The sequence below is a fragment of the Streptomyces sp. NPDC127097 genome (assembly GCF_042724075.1).
Classification (GTDB): Bacteria; Actinomycetota; Actinomycetes; order Streptomycetales; family Streptomycetaceae; genus Streptomyces.
On sequence record NZ_JBHXFI010000123.1, the window covers coordinates 1 to 1120 of the forward strand.

The window sequence follows — 1120 nt, forward strand, 5'->3', positions numbered from 1 at the left end:
AGTGAGCGTTTGGTTCATATATCAGGTGCTTCAGGATGGTTCTGAGTGGCCAAGCGCGGGTGCCGGCTTGGCGATTCGCTCGGAAAACGGCTTATGCGACGATCCGTAGACCAGTAGTGCGCCGGTTTCCTTACGAAGGCTCCCGTCTCATTTGGAAACCACCCGGTTCATGCGAGATGACAAACCCGCACCCTGATGCTCCGGACACCCCGGCACACGCCCTGCCCAGGCCGACCGCCGTCCCCTACCCAGGCACCATGCAGTCCCCAAGGCCCTACCCCAGCGACCTGTCCGACGCACGGTGGGAACTCATCCGCCCCACCCTGGAAGCCTGGCGCCAAGCCCGCAACGGCATCCGCAAACCCACCCACGACCTGCGTGCCCTGATGAACGCCATCCTCTATGTCGACCGCACCGGAATCCCCTGGCGCTACCTTCCCCACGACTTCCCACCCCACCAGACCGTCTACGGCTACTTCGCCCACTGGGAGGCCGACGGCATCTTTGACCAGCTCACCGGACTGTTACGCGGCAAAGTCCGCCAAGCCGAAGGCCGCGCGAGCGAACCCAGTGCTTGCCTCATCGACAGCCAGAGCGTCAAAACCTCCGCCACCGTCCCCCTGCCCAGCCAAGGCGTCGATCCAGCCAAGAAGATCATCGGCCGCAAACGGCACATCGTCACCGACACGCTCGGTCTACTTCTTGCCGTCGCCGTCACCGCCGCAAGCGTCCACGACTCCGCGGCCGGCACCCACCTCCTGGCACAGGTCGCGGAGCAACACCCCGCTGTCACCAAAGCCTGGGCCGACAACGGCTACAAGACCAAAGCCGTGGAACACGCCGCCCAGCTCGGCATCGACCTCGAAATCGTCCACCGCGACCCCACAGTCCGCGGCTTCCGCGTCCAACCCCGCCGCTGGGTCGTCGAACGAACACTCGGCTGGCTCATGCACCACCGACGCCTGACCCGCGACTACGAAACCCACCCCCACCGGTCAGCCGCCATGATCCAACTGGCCGCCATCAACCTCATGACCCGCCGCCTCGCACACGAGACCACACCCAACTGGCGTGAGAGCTAGACCCAATGAAACAGACATTGAAGAACCAAACGCTCACT

1 protein-coding gene is annotated in these 1120 nt (G+C 64.2%); it reads left to right on the forward strand.

All coding sequences use genetic code 11. The features are described from left to right. Positions 1 to 257: 257 nt before the first annotated feature. On the forward strand, positions 258 to 1082 hold the full coding sequence (locus ACFWJW_RS37590; protein WP_387249896.1) for an IS5 family transposase: 825 nt from the start codon (positions 258 to 260) through the stop codon (positions 1080 to 1082). The last annotated feature ends 38 nt before the right edge of the window (positions 1083 to 1120 follow it).